Here is a 13234-nt window from a genome sequence, read left to right on the forward strand (position 1 = left end):
CAATTTAGAAATTATTCCTAAGCTTTAAAAAATTTTACTAACAAAATAGTTATCCTATGATTAGTTTCTGCCCCGGCTTGATAGAATTGGTGTTGAGGTTATTTAAACGTTTTATCTGGTCAACGGTAACTCCGTTAAGTTTTTTGGAAATCAACCAAAGAGAATCTCCTGGCTGAACAGTATAATATCTTGGATTATCCCCTGATTGACTGTTGTTATCCGCCAAAGTATTCGAAGAAGGTGCCCTGTTTGAATATATGTGCAGAATTTGCCCCACCTTGATCGTATTGGAAGATAAGTTATTCCATGATTTGATATTCGTCACAGTAGTACCATGTCTTTGGGCAATAGATCCCAACACATCTCCGGATTTTACTTTATAAGCAATTCTTTCAGCATTATTCGGAACTGAAGCCTTTACAGACACAGGTGCAACTGGAGCACTTGCAGTTCTTAACTCTGCGATTCTTTCCGGACTGAGCTTCACTGCGGAAGCGTAGTATTCTTTCTCTTCGGTTATCTGAAAGGCCTTGTTTTTTGGAATCCTCAAAGCAAAATGCTGATGGGAACTTGGCAATAACCTATTCTGGATAGAAGGATTAAGTTCTTCTAAATCTTCAATACAAATAGAAGCCATTGTTGCCAACTGTTCAAGATCCAATTCCTGATTGAAAATTACTTTCTCATAGACAATAGGATATGTGGGGTTTTCAAGTATAAAATTATGCTCTTCCGCATAACGTAACACATACATCATTGCCTGAAACTGGGGAACATAGCTCCTTGTCTCCCTTGGCAAATAATCATATATACCCCAAAAAGTCGTTTTCCCCCCTGATCTTCGGATTGCTTTTCTCACATTACCCGGCCCACAATTGTATGCTGCCAAAGCCACTTCCCAATTTCCAAACATTCTATAAAGAGATTTCAAATACTTTGCGGCTGCTTCTGTAGCTAATTCAGGATCCATCCTGTCGTCAATATCCCGATTCACTTCAAGATTATACATCCTGCCTGTAGCCGGCATAAATTGCCACAAACCCATAGCGCCAACTCTTGATCTTGCTCTTGGATTTAATCCCGACTCAATGATTGCCAAAAACTTGATGTCATCAGGCATATCATGATGTGCCAATGTTTCTTCAAAAAGGGGAAAGAAAATATCTTTCCGCTTTAGTACCATTTTGGTATACTCCCTATTGCGAACAGTGAAATAGTTGATAAAAGAAAAAATCCTATCATTTAACTCGAATGACATTTCTGTATCCATTGCTTTGATACGTCCAGCCACCTCAGCGTATGTAAAATCAGGAATATATTCAAACTGATAGGAAGGAATGATGGTTTCTTCCTCAATTGAAGTATTGTTGATACCAAAAAGCTCCTGACCATGACTCAGATGATTAACCATTAACATCATCGATACTGCGGAAATGATGGAAGGGATAATTTTTTTCATGATCAGGTGCTGTTTTAATTAATTTTTAAATCCATTAAGTAATTGGCAAAAGCATATAGCTCAGCCTCTTTGAAAGAGTTTGCCATAACCTGTATACCTATTGGTAACCCTTGTTTATCTGTGCCATTAGGCAAAGAAAGGGAAGGCACCCCTGAAACTGAAGCTTGTACAGTAAACAAATCTTCAAGATACATGGCTACAGGGTCATTACTATGCTCTCCAAATTTAAACGCTGTTGATGGCGTTGTCGGCATAATAATATAGTCATATTTTGTCAATAAATTCTCTGTGAATTCCTTGATCAATCTTCTTACCTTCTGTGCTTTTGTGAAATATGCATCATAATAACTTGCACTTAGCACAAAAGCCCCAAGCATAATACGCCTTTTCACTTCTTCTCCAAAGCCTTCAGATCTTGTTTTTTTATACATACTTTCCAAATTATGGGCATTTGGAGTTCTGTATCCATATTTCACCCCATCAAACCTAGACAAATTTGAACTCGCCTCTGCCGTGGTCAGGATATAGTAAGTCGGCAATACATATTTCAACAAGGGGAAATGTACTTCTTCAACCGTATGCCCTTCTTGCTTCAATTTATCAAGTACCGCAAGCGTATTCTCTTTTATTTCCGGCTGCAGCGCAGGTGACTCCAATGTTTCAGTCAAAAAAGCAACTTTTGCTCTTTTATCAAAATGCAGTAGTTCAGAATAATGAGGGACAGGCTTTCTTGATGCAGTGCTGTCGAAATTATCAGGTCCAGCCATTATCTCCATGACCAAGGCATTGTCCCTCACATTTCTCGAAAACACACCAATAGTGTCAAAAGAAGATGCATAAGCAATCAAGCCCCATCTGGAAACCCTGGAATAAGTTGGTTTTATGCCAACCAACCCGGTAAAAGCCGCTGGCTGCCTCACAGACCCACCTGTATCAGTACCTAAAGACACTGTACATAAATTGGCCTGAACTGCCACTGCTGAGCCGCCGGAGGAACCTCCAGGAACTCTTGTTTCATCAGCAGCATTCAATACTTTACCATGCACGGAATTCTCATTCGAACTCCCCATCCCAAATTCATCACAGTTCAGTCTACCTATGATTATGGCATCTTCATCTATAAGCCTTTGGACGGCGGTTGCCGTAAACTGAGAGACAAAACCTCCCAGTATTTTGCTGGAAGCATTGACTTCATGGTCTTTGTAAACCAGGACGTCCTTGATGCCTATTACCATACCCGCCAACCTACCGGACTTGCCTGAAGCTATTTTTTCATCCACTTTGGCTGCTTGCTCCAATGCAGAATCCTTATAAACTTCAACGAAGGCGTTGAGATGCGCCTTCGTCTGAATGTTTTGTAGATAATAATTTACTATCGCTTTACAATCGGTCTCCCCATTTTCAAGCGACTTTTTTATCTCGTCAAATGAATGGAATTTTTCCAAGGTATTTATCTTTGGTTCCGTTTAGTCTTTTTTCTTCTTTTCTTTCAGACCTTCTTCTAGGTCATCCTGAATTTCTTTGGTGGCATCTTTGAATTCTCTGATTCCTCTGCCTAGCCCTCTTGCCAATTCAGGGATTCTCTTAGCTCCAAAAAGCAGGAGAATCACCAAGACGATAAGGATAATAGATCCTCCACCCATATTTTGAAAGAAACCCAATGTTGTCATGATGAATTTGTTTAGGATTTTAAATTATTACAAAGATACGCTAGCATCAGTCTAACACAAAAGAAAGCTGCATTCATATCTCTGTTTTTTTATAAATATACGAATTATTTGTTTTATCGCCCTGCTAGCCAAATGGATGGATTCAAAGGCTGCAAGCCTTTCCAGGTCTCAAAATGAACCTCTGCCACGCCTTCCTTATTGGTATAGACCTGACCGAGAACCTGCTTGGCTGTAACTTTTTGCCCTGATTTGACAGAAATGACCTTTAGCTTGCTATACATGGTATAATATTCTCCATGACGGACCACTATTGTCCCCCCATAGCCAGGAATTGTTCCGATTTTGATCACTTCCCCATCAAAGACAGCCCTAACACTTGCATTGGGTGTAGTCTGTATATCCACACCGTCGTTATCCTCAGTAATACCCTTCAGGGTAGGATGCGGATGTGTACCAAATGGTCTTGAAATAAAGCCACTCTCTACCGGCCACGGCAATTTACCCCTGTTTCCTGCAAAAGAAGATGAAAGTGCCGCTGCTTCTGGGGTCAACGGAATACTACTTCCTGATGCTCGTGAAGCTGTGGAATTTGCTTTTTTAGCTTCTGCTTCTGCCTTCCTTATCTCTTCCTCAATGATCGCTTTGATCATCTTATTGAGATTTTCCTGCTGCTTTTTGGCAGCGGCGATCTGTTTCCTGAGATCCTGTTCCTGTTGGGTAAGGGTATTGACAATTCCCTGCTGTTCCTGCTTGGCCTTGTCCAACTGCTGTTTTTGCTGTTGTTCCTGCTGAAGCACTTCCTGTTTATCAGTCTTCTTCTGTTCCAGCATTTTCCGCTGGTCTGCCAGTTCAAGAGTCACCTTTTCAATCTGTTCAACTTGTTTTTTACGGGCATCTGAATATTGCTTGAGATATTTCAATCTCATGTAAAACTGCTTGAAAGTATCTGAACTGAAAACGAAAGCAGTCATAGTCATACCCTGATTCAACTTAGAGGAAGTGTAAATCATTCCGGAATATTCTTCCCTAAGATTCTTCAAATCCTTTTCAAGATTAGTGATCTTGGATTCTGTTTCTCTTATTTCAGTATCCAATAACCGCACTTCTCTATTCAGAGTATTGATATAACTAATCCTGTTCTGAAGCTGCTTATTGACTGCATTGAGCTGACCTACAGAAACTTTCTTTGTTTCTGCTGTTTTCTTTAGTATTTGGTCAAATTCAAGCAATCTCTTTTGGATCTCTGCTTTTTCCCTTTCTAAATCCGCCCTGCTCTTTCTCGTCTGGGCATAGATTTCCTGATGGGAAATCATCCAGACCATTAAAGCAGCAAAGAAAAAAGACAAAGATATTCTCATCGCTAAAACTGAAAAGGAAATGTTAGAAGTGAATCAACTATCTCAATTCTAGTCATTTCCAAATTAATAATGGCAACTTGCTGGCCCTCCGGGGAATTGTAGGACACTTTCAGAAGCATTTTATTTGGGAAAGGCTGATTGCCGATATCTTCAAAGGTAGGATAATTTGCCAATAGTGTTCCTTTACCTGACATGGAAGTGCTGTTCAGCTCTTCAACCTTGCCGTGCCTTGTACTTACCCGGGAATGGTACCTGACATCATCCCTTGTCTGGGTCAATTCAAAGTATTGACCTACACGGATTAACCTATCTCTATAGCTGAATTCATGCGGAATATTGGCATAAATCATATTTTGAATCAAATCTAAACTCAAATTCAACTCATACCTGTCTTCAATTTCCTTGAAGCTCATGTTGATATCCCCTCCATTTAACCTATCCTTAATCCTAACCTTATCCTTGGTAATAGCACCTCTAAATGCCTCTAGTCCTAAACCTGGAGTAACACTGAACCAAATAATACTGTCTTTTTTAGCCCTAAAGTTTATGGTCCCCCTTGTTGTTTTCCCATTTGCTTCTTCAATGACTATCCTACCTCTGACTGTCAAATAGTCAAAATCAAAATAAGTAGGCTCAAATTCCTGCATAACCTCATCGGAAGTATACAGGTTTGGTTTTTTTGCACATCCGATAATTAAAAAGGAAAAAACCAATAAAATCCCTAAAAATAACCTAATCATAATATCTCTGCTCCTTAATTTTCTTGATCAAAAACGCTGAAGTTTCTTCTCCCCCCTCTGCTTTTTTCCAATAGCTTAAAGCCTCCTTTCTGTTACCGAGATGGTAAAGGATGTCGCCATAATGCTCAAGCATCACCCCACTTGGTTTTTCTTCTAATTCAAGGGCTCTTTCCATAAATAGCCTGGCATTCTCATAATCTTTCAATTGAAAGAGCACCCAGGCATGCGTATCGAGATAGGTAGAATTGTTTGGAAATTTTTTAACCAACTGTTCTGACATTCCCTTGGCTTTGTCCAAGTCCTTTTTAGCCAACGATAAGAAGTAGGCATAATTGTTCAACACATGTTCATCATCCGGCTTCGCTGCCAAAACTTCATCATAAGCTCGAAAAGCTTCTTCTTTTTTACCAACCTGATGATAAGCATCACCCAAGGAAGCCATGATCAATAGGTTCAAAGGTTTATTTTTACCTGCATTGTTTTCAATGGCGCTCAATAATGAAGCTACCGCTTCCTCCCCCTTTTTCTGTGCCAATTTTGCAGTACCATCAAAAAACCAAAACTCTGACTTTTCCGGAAATTCATCCACTGCTGTTATGGTATACTTTTCAATATCAGCATAATCTTCTCCGAGTTCAAACATGATGGTGATGATGCCTTGTAAAACCTGGGCATTCGAAGGGGAAACTGTAATTGCTTTTTTATAATAAGTAAGAGCTTCCTTTTTTTGATTATTGAAATATAGCCTGTCACCCAAAATAGTCAAAACATCAGGATCGTTGGGATGATGCTCTTCCAACTCCTTAACCAAAACAGTCATCAATGAATCCCTTCTTGCAGTCTTCATTTCCTGCAATAAATCAGAAAAAGCCTCTGCCTTTACCCTACCTTCAAGATCTGGATTTGAAAAAGCAGCAACCATCAGCCTTTCAGCTGTATCAATATTTCCTTTCTCCTTATACAAAGCATAGGCTGCCAATTGCAGGTCCGGTTGATTGGGATAGGAATCCAAAGAAGATTCCACTAGTTTAATTGCTTGGTCTATCCGCCCATTATTGAATAGTATTTCTACAAGATTTAGCACATACTGCGAATTGCCAGGATGTGCTTCTATCAGCTTTTCCCCTTCTTGTATTGCACTGCTCAGGTCATTCCTTCTGAGCAAAATCCTTTGTTTTTGAATGGTCAATTGTTCTGCCATTCCATAATACTCCTCCGCTCTCGTCAATGCATCCAGAGCATTATCAAAATCACCAGAAGTCAGGTAAAGCGATGCTAAATCAAGGATATAATTTTGATTTTCTTCCGTATTAGACATCAGGTTCTCCAATATCTCAGCTGCTTTTTTTGGGTTACCCTGCTTGGAATATGCTTCAGCCATCACCAAGTTATAATACTTGTTGTCCGGATCGGCCTCAACTGCCTTTAAACCATACTCCATGGCTTCACCCACCCTATTGGCTCGAAGTAGAATCTCTGCAATCTTGAAATTTATAGCTGCCTCATCAGGACTGATTTCTTTTGCTTTTTGAAAATAAAAATACGCGCGGTCAAAATCTTCCAACATCAGGAATCTTTGGCCATCTATAAAAAGACGGGAAGCCCTTGCTTCACGCAGCTGTTCTTTCTTTTCCTTTTTGGAAAGTTTTACCTGGGCAAAACCCGGTAGAACCACCATCAAAGTAAAAGTAAATACTAATATGAACTTAAGATTGATTTTCACTTAACAGTTATTATGCGTTATATGGCTTCTGATTTGAGCTTTACGGAAGAAGCATTCCAATAGTTCTCTTTAAGGCAATAACACAAACTTAATGCCTTTTTGTTCGTATTGTCAAAATGTCAATACCTCTTTCTTTCATAAAGGCTAAACTGTAGGTCCATTCTTATGATTTCCCTGTACTTCCATAGCCTCCCGCACCTCTTTGGGTTTCTGAAAGCACTTCCACTGCCTCCCATTTTATCTGTTCATGCTTGGCCACTACCATTTGGGCAATCCTTTCTCCATCCTGAACAACAAAAGGTTCATTGGACAAATTGACTAAAAGGACTTTCACTTCACCTCTATAGTCGGCATCAATTGTACCAGGAGTATTAAGGACTGTTAGTCCATGCTTATAAGCCAAACCACTTCTTGGACGCACTTGTGCTTCATAACCTTCAGGTAACTCAATAAAAAGGCCTGTACCAATCAATTGCCTTTCCAATGGACCAATGGTCACCGGAACTTCTAAATTAGCCCTCAGATCTAATCCAGCAGCTAATGGTGTCTGGTATTCGGGAAGTGAATGCTTGGACTGATTGATGACTTTTACTTTCATGATTTTCTTTTATTAAACTGACTTTTGAATTCTTCTACCTGCTTTTTTTCAAAAAACAAAACTACGATAACAAATAGAATCACAAGTCCATTTTTCAACATAAATTGAATGACAGGAATTTCAAATTCCATATAAAAACCCAAATAACTCAGGCTAAAGCCTAAAAAAAGATAAAACAAACCTTTGGACAATTGATAAGGAATGGGGAAGTATTTTTGCCCGTACCAATAACAAACCACTGACATGATAAAATAACTGGCTAAAGTACTGAGAGCGGCCCCCATATACCCAAACACCGGCACAAGAAGAAAGATAACCAGTACTGTGACTATAGCGCCAAGTAAAGTGATATAAAAGGAATATTTGGTTTGATCTGTAAGTTTAAACCATATACTGAGGTTAAAATAAATCCCTAAAAAGAGATATCCCATCAATAAAACTGGGACAATATTAAGTGCTTCCCAATACCCTGGGTCTCTAAGGAATATTTTACCGAGAATATCCAAATTGACAGAAATAAGCACCATTAAGGTCGAACAGAAAATCACAAAGGCATGCATCACCTTGGCAAAAAGTTCAGGACTGTTTTTATCTGTAGACTGATTAAAAAAGAAAGGTTCTGCGGCATATTTAAAAGCCTGAATCACCAAATTCATAAAAATGGCCAGTTTGAAATTGGCTCCAAAAACTCCCCCGGCCTCCCTGGAACTCAAGCCTTCATAAAAATTATCAGGGAGCAGGTACTCAAATAGTCCTCTGGAGAACACTTCATTGGTCACTCCCGCAAGCCCCATAAACAGCAAGGGCACAGCATAATGCCACATAGGTTTGATAACTGCTTTTTCAATCCCAAATGTAAACTTCCCGGAAAGCTTAAATAACCAGGGAACCATCAAGGCATTTGCTATCAAATTAGAAAGCAAAATATAATCAACCCCCCAATTCGGTTTATAAATGATTCCTATCAGGTCCTTAAGAACAGGAAAAATATCGCCTGACCAAACATGAAAGCAAAAAACGATAAAGAAGATATTGAAACCTACATTTAAAAGGATATTGGCCAGTTTGGTAAGTGCGAATTGCAGTGCTTTATTTTCCTTTCTAAGCTTTGCATAAGGTATCGCCAAAACCGCATCTATCACCAAAATCCAAGCCATCCATCTAAACAGATGTTCTTGCCCTTCATATCCAAGCCATGTGGCCAATGAAGCTGAGCTCAAATAAATAATTGCACCCATGGATAAGGCACTTGTGATCAGCAAGGATTGGATTTGGGCATAAACTTTCTGTGGATCAAGACCTTTTCCTGTTGCAAAACGGAAATAGGTAGTCTCCATCCCGTAGGTAAACAAAATATTCAAAAAGGCAATAAATGCGTAAATGGCAGTGAAAGAGCCTAAAGACTCCTTGTCCAAATAGGCAGTATATATGGGCAGAAGTAAAAAGTTAATGGTTTTGCCAATAATACTGCTGATGCCATAAATGGCAGTTTGCCCTGCTAGTTTCTTGAGTTGGCCCATTTCAAAAAAGAAAAGGGGAATTACTCCCCTTTGAATACCGGTTTTCTTTTTTCAAGGAAAGCTCTCGTGCCTTCTTTATAGTCACCTGATTTGACACATCGGGCAAAACTGTTTGCCTCTGTTTGGTAACCATTTTCTTCCTGAATATAGACAGCATTGACACAATCTACAATCATCCCTATTGCAAGAGGAGCTTTGCTCATTATTTTTTTCAAAATTTCTTCCGCCTTAGTCATCGCTTCTGCCTTTGTTGGCAGCACATGATTGACAAGCCCAAGTTCTCTTGCTTCCTCAGCCCCGATCATATCACCTGTCATCATCAATTCATTTGCTTTACCCCTTCCAACCAGAAATGTCAGACGCTGCGTACCACCGTATCCGGGGATTATCCCCAAATTCACTTCAGGCTGACCGAATTTGGCATTTGCGGTGGCTACCCTTATGTGACAGGCCATTGCCAGTTCACAACCACCACCAAGTGCAAAGCCATTGACCACTGCAATTACTGGCTTGTGGCAATTTTCGATCAAACTGAAAATTTCCTGACCGTTTTCAGCGAATTTTCTCGCATTTAACTCATTGAGCTCAGCAATTTCACTGATATCTGCTCCAGCGATAAATGCTTTATCTCCAGAACCCGTTATGATTACTGACTTAATATCTTTGTTATCAGCAACTTCATTGAAAATATTCCTAATTTCTTCCAATGTTGCGAAGTTGAGTGCATTCAGCTTAGACTCTCTATTAACAGTCAAGTACAAAATGCCTTCTTTTTCTTCGGATAGGATGTTATTGCTATCAGCCATAGAAATAGTTGATTGTTGGAAATCAAATATACAAGCAGTACGTACATTCCCAAAGCATTTCTAAGAAAAACACAACAGTCTGCGCACTTACCTTTGATTTACAGCCATTTTGGGGATTTTGCAACTACAATCATTATTCTGCTAAATTAGAATAGTTTTACCGGCCAAATCTGCCAAATTTTGCTATTTTTGTGGACTTTGAAATTTCAATAAAATCAATTTTACATATGTCCTCAAAAAGAAAAATAACCGTAGCCTACGGAGATGGTATTGGACCGGAAATCATGAAAGCCACCCTTAACATCCTAGATGCGGCAGGTGCACAACTGGAGTATGATGTGATCGAAATAGGTGAGCAGGTATATTTAAAAGGGATCAGCTCCGGCATGGAACCAAAATCTTTTGCATCCCTCAGAGAAACTAAAGTATTTTTAAAATCCCCAATTACCACCCCTCAAGGTGGAGGTTTTAAAAGTCTTAATGTCACGACCCGTAAATCTTTTGGCCTTTTTGCCAATGTAAGACCTTGTAAGGCTTATTCACCTTTCATCAAAACCCATTTCCCTAAGACAGACATGGTCATCATCAGGGAAAATGAGGAAGATCTTTATGCAGGCATTGAACACAGGCAGACACAAGAAGTGTATCAGACGCTGAAATTGATCTCCCAACCAGGTTCTGAAAAAATCATCCGATATGCTTTTGAATATGCTAAAAAATATGGCCGTAAGAAGGTCACTTGCATGACAAAAGACAACATCATGAAGCTGGCAGATGGTCTGTTCCACAAAACTTTTGACGAAATCGCAAAAGAATACCCAGAAATTGAGACTGACCACAAGATTATTGATATCGGTTCTGCTTTGATCGCTGAGAGACCGGAAATTTTCGACGTAATTGTAACCTTGAACCTTTATGGTGATATCATTTCAGATATTGCTGCTCAAGTAACCGGTTCAGTTGGTCTTGGCGGATCTGCCAACGTTGGCGAAGAGGTTGCTATGTTTGAAGCAATTCATGGTTCTGCTCCGGATATTGCCGGTATGGACATTGCCAATCCATCAGGATTGCTAAATGGTGCTATCATGATGTTGGTACATATTGGCCAACCTGAGATTGCTGAAAAGATTGCCAATGCCTGGATGAAAACATTAGAGGACGGCATTCATACCGGAGATATTTATCAGGAAGGTATTTCTTCTAAAAAAGCAGGCACGCAGGAATTTGCACAGGCGATCATTGAGAGATTAGGCCAAAAGCCAAGCAATATGGTTCCTGCTACTTTTGACAAATCCTCCACAACACCTTTGAGCATCAAATTGAAGCCTGTCAAAAAAGCTAAGAAAGAATTAATTGGCGTAGATATATTCATTGACTGGGACGAGGACAACAGAAACCCTGATGTCATCGGTGAAAGACTCAGGAAAGCAGACGCCAATGGACTTAAACTTCAGTTGATCACCAATAGGGGTGTAAAAGTGTTCCCTGACGGTATGCCTGAAACTTTCTGTACTGACCACTGGAGATGCAGATTCAAAACTGCCGAGCAGTCTGTCATCTCACATGAAGATGTCATTGACCTGCTCAAACAGGTGAAAGACCTAGGCTTTGATTTTATCAAAACCGAACATCTTTATGCATTCGACGGTGTGAGAGGATTTTCCCTTGCCCAAGGCGAATAAATTAAAAGAAAAATCAATACAAAAAAACAACCCAGGCCGAAAGACCTGGGTTGTTTTTTTTAACATCAACTCGGATTTTTATTCCCACTCAATAGTTGCAGGTGGTTTTGAAGAAATATCATAAACGACTCTATTTACACCTTTTACCCTATTGATGATTTCATTGGACATTTTGCCAAGGAATTCATAAGGCAGATGTATCCAATCTGCAGTCATACCATCTACTGAACCAACAGCACGAAGCGCTACCACCTTTTCGTAAGTCCTCTCATCACCCATCACTCCGACGGATTGAATAGGCAACAAGATGGCTCCTGCCTGCCAAACCTCGTCGTAGAGTCCATGGTCTTTAAGCCCCTTGATGAAGATATGATCTACTTCCTGAAGTGTTTTAACTTTCTCAGCAGTGATGTCTCCTAAAATTCTGATTGCTAAACCAGGACCGGGGAAAGGATGTCTTCCAATAATAGTTTCGGGAATATCCAGTGCTCTACCTACTTCTCTTACTTCATCTTTGAACAAAGTATTCAAGGGCTCCACTACTGAAAGCTTCATGAAATCAGGCAATCCTCCAACATTGTGGTGAGATTTGATGGTGGCAGATGGACCCTTCACTGAAACTGACTCGATCACATCAGGATAAATTGTCCCCTGACCTAACCACTTCACACCTTCAATTTTATGCGCTTCATCATCAAATACCTCAATAAATACCCTTCCTATCGCTTTACGCTTTGCTTCGGGCTCTGTCAAACCTGACAATGCATCATAGAACCGCTGCTTTGCATCGACTCCGATTACATTCAATCCCATGTCTTTATAGGAATGCAACACTTCTTCGAATTCATTTTTTCTCAAAAGCCCATTATCTACAAACACACAGGTAAGGTTATCTCCTATTGCTCTGTGAATCAAGGTGGCAGCCACAGATGAATCTACCCCACCTGACAAGCCCATGACCACCTTGTCATTGCCAAGCTTAAGCTTAAGTTCTGCCACAGAGGTGTCGACAAACATGTCTGAAGTCCAATCCTGGGAACATCCGCAAATATTGACCACAAAATTTCTCAACAGGTTTTTCCCTTCAAGTGAATGGGTAACTTCCGGGTGAAACTGAATGCCATAAGTTTCCTCTCCCTGCACTTTAAAAGCCGCTACCTGTACAGAAGATGTACTGGCAATCACCTCAAAGCCCTCCGGTAATTCTTTGATGGTATCTCCATGTGACATCCAAACTTGAGACCCATGGGTCATTTCTTTAAGAAGGTCATAATGCAGGTCAATGTGATCCAGATTTGCACGGCCATATTCCCTTATCTCGGAAGGGAGAACTTCTCCTCCATACTTGTGGGCCAATAATTGGGATCCGTAGCAAACGCCCAGTACAGGAAGTTTACCTCTCAAACTATCCAAATCAATATCAGGGGAACCCTCATCTCTGACCGAGCAGGGACTTCCTGACAAAATCACACCTTTAATATCTGGAGTGATTTCAGGAATTTTATTAAATGGGTGAATTTCGCAATAAACATTGAGTTCCCTGACTCTTCGGGCGATGAGCTGCGTATACTGGGAACCAAAATCAAGAATGAGTATCTGTTCTGCCATGTGCAAAGGTACACAGCCTCAATAAAATGAGAAAAGATTTTCGAATATTTTCAGAAGATTATTTTGCAAT

Annotated in this window: 11 protein-coding genes; 1 reads left to right on the forward strand and 10 read right to left on the reverse strand. The window is 40.0% G+C overall.

Annotated elements, in window-relative coordinates:
• Nucleotides 1–49 precede the first annotated feature (49 nt).
• The 9 genes from ACFFIP_RS18750 to ACFFIP_RS18790 form a co-directional block, all read right to left on the reverse strand.
• Entirely contained in the window at nt 50–1459 is a 1410-nt protein-coding gene (locus ACFFIP_RS18750) for a lytic transglycosylase domain-containing protein (protein ID WP_382389314.1), read from the reverse strand.
• 14 nt (nt 1460–1473) lie between these two features.
• On the reverse strand, nt 1474–2904 hold the full coding sequence (gene gatA, locus ACFFIP_RS18755) for an Asp-tRNA(Asn)/Glu-tRNA(Gln) amidotransferase subunit GatA (protein WP_382389315.1): 1431 nt from the start codon (nt 2902–2904) through the stop codon (nt 1474–1476).
• 21 nt (nt 2905–2925) lie between these two features.
• Nucleotides 2926–3129, reverse strand: coding sequence for a twin-arginine translocase TatA/TatE family subunit (gene tatA / locus ACFFIP_RS18760; protein ID WP_382389316.1), 204 nt, complete (start codon nt 3127–3129; stop codon nt 2926–2928).
• Nucleotides 3130–3242: 113 nt separating this feature from the next.
• Nucleotides 3243–4487, reverse strand: a complete 1245-nt coding sequence (locus ACFFIP_RS18765; RefSeq protein ID WP_382389318.1) for a murein hydrolase activator EnvC family protein — start codon at nt 4485–4487, stop codon at nt 3243–3245.
• Nucleotides 4488–4489: 2 nt separating this feature from the next.
• Nucleotides 4490–5227 carry a lipoprotein insertase outer membrane protein LolB1 gene (gene lolB1, locus ACFFIP_RS18770; protein WP_382389319.1) on the reverse strand — a complete coding sequence of 246 codons (738 nt, stop codon included), beginning with the start codon at nt 5225–5227 and terminating at the stop codon, nt 4490–4492.
• The gene (locus ACFFIP_RS18775; protein ID WP_382389320.1) at nt 5220–6950 is read right to left on the reverse strand and encodes a tetratricopeptide repeat protein; all 1731 of its coding nucleotides are present in this window, start codon (nt 6948–6950) and stop codon (nt 5220–5222) included. The genes lolB1 and ACFFIP_RS18775 overlap by 8 nt, the downstream gene beginning before the upstream one ends.
• Nucleotides 6951–7113: 163 nt before the next feature.
• The gene (dut, locus tag ACFFIP_RS18780) at nt 7114–7548 is read right to left on the reverse strand and encodes a dUTP diphosphatase (protein WP_382389321.1); all 435 of its coding nucleotides are present in this window, start codon (nt 7546–7548) and stop codon (nt 7114–7116) included.
• Nucleotides 7545–9068 carry an oligosaccharide flippase family protein gene (locus tag ACFFIP_RS18785; protein ID WP_382389323.1) on the reverse strand — a complete coding sequence of 508 codons (1524 nt, stop codon included), beginning with the start codon at nt 9066–9068 and terminating at the stop codon, nt 7545–7547. Before ACFFIP_RS18785 ends, dut begins: the two co-directional genes overlap by 4 nt.
• Before the next feature lie 20 nt (nt 9069–9088).
• The gene (locus ACFFIP_RS18790) at nt 9089–9874 is read right to left on the reverse strand and encodes an enoyl-CoA hydratase/isomerase family protein (RefSeq protein ID WP_382389324.1); all 786 of its coding nucleotides are present in this window, start codon (nt 9872–9874) and stop codon (nt 9089–9091) included.
• 227 nt (nt 9875–10101) lie between these two features.
• Here ACFFIP_RS18790 and ACFFIP_RS18795 point away from each other — a divergent pair, with 227 nt between their 5' ends.
• A complete protein-coding gene (locus ACFFIP_RS18795; protein WP_382389325.1) occupies nt 10102–11556 on the forward strand; it encodes an NADP-dependent isocitrate dehydrogenase in 1455 nt (484 codons plus the stop codon).
• 78 nt (nt 11557–11634) lie between these two features.
• On the opposite strand, the gene guaA is transcribed toward ACFFIP_RS18795, so the two are convergent.
• Entirely contained in the window at nt 11635–13164 is a 1530-nt protein-coding gene (gene guaA / locus ACFFIP_RS18800) for a glutamine-hydrolyzing GMP synthase (protein WP_382389326.1), read from the reverse strand.
• Nucleotides 13165–13234 lie beyond the last annotated feature (70 nt).

The organism is Fontibacter flavus (assembly GCF_042432905.1).
In the GTDB taxonomy this organism is placed as follows: domain Bacteria; phylum Bacteroidota; class Bacteroidia; order Cytophagales; family Cyclobacteriaceae; genus Fontibacter; species Fontibacter flavus.

Coding starts and splice junctions, on each gene's coding strand:
- ACFFIP_RS18750 (WP_382389314.1), bottom strand. CDS start 1,459: ATGAAAAAAATTATCCCTTCCATCATTTCCGCAGTATCGATGATGTTA.
- tatA (WP_382389316.1), bottom strand. CDS start 3,129: ATGACAACATTGGGTTTCTTTCAAAATATGGGTGGAGGATCTATTATC.
- ACFFIP_RS18765 (WP_382389318.1), bottom strand. CDS start 4,487: ATGAGAATATCTTTGTCTTTTTTCTTTGCTGCTTTAATGGTCTGGATG.
- lolB1 (WP_382389319.1), bottom strand. CDS start 5,227: ATGATTAGGTTATTTTTAGGGATTTTATTGGTTTTTTCCTTTTTAATT.
- dut (WP_382389321.1), bottom strand. CDS start 7,548: ATGAAAGTAAAAGTCATCAATCAGTCCAAGCATTCACTTCCCGAATAC.
- ACFFIP_RS18785 (WP_382389323.1), bottom strand. CDS start 9,068: ATGGGCCAACTCAAGAAACTAGCAGGGCAAACTGCCATTTATGGCATC.
- ACFFIP_RS18790 (WP_382389324.1), bottom strand. CDS start 9,874: ATGGCTGATAGCAATAACATCCTATCCGAAGAAAAAGAAGGCATTTTG.
- ACFFIP_RS18795 (WP_382389325.1), top strand. CDS start 10,102: ATGTCCTCAAAAAGAAAAATAACCGTAGCCTACGGAGATGGTATTGGA.
- guaA (WP_382389326.1), bottom strand. CDS start 13,164: ATGGCAGAACAGATACTCATTCTTGATTTTGGTTCCCAGTATACGCAG.